The organism is Treponema sp. R6D11 (genome assembly GCF_054786075.1).
In genome coordinates, this window is the sequence record NZ_BDHD01000706.1 from 1 (window position 1) to 486 (window position 486).

Here is a 486-nt window from a genome sequence, read left to right on the forward strand (position 1 = left end):
CTGAGTCTTTTACGATTTTTGTGACGCAGTCGGAAAGCCCCGTTCCCGGCACAAGCCCCTTGTGTTTTTTTTTCTTATTATCGGTTTTTTCGCTTCCAGACAATGCTTTTCCGTCTTCTTGCAATGCTTCCCCGCTTTCCAGTAATTCCTTCGCGTCTTCGATAACTTTATAAAAAGCGTTAAGCCCGGAACGCGCCTTTTGCGTAAGCTCCAAATTTCGCCCCGCCTCAATTAAATTCCCGCCGCACGATCCTGCCGCCTCGACAATTTTGTCCACCGTAACGGCTCCTACTCCTCTTGCGGGCTTGTTTACCACCCTGCGGAAATTCACCTCGTCGCGCGGATTTACAATGAACGACAAAAGCGCGAGGGCGTCTTTAATTTCTTCCCTTTCGTAAAATTTTAATGAGCCGACGACGCGGTAGGGGATTCCCCTGCGCAAAAAAAGCGTTTCAAAGCCAAGGGACTGCGCGTTGGTACGGTAGA

Annotated in this window: 1 protein-coding gene; it reads right to left on the minus strand. The window is 49.6% G+C overall.

Annotation, left to right across the window (positions count from 1 at the left end):
- Positions 1–486, minus strand: a 486-nt coding sequence (locus ACYVTD_RS15610) for a 3'-5' exonuclease (RefSeq protein WP_461248616.1), incomplete at both ends; no start/stop codon positions are given.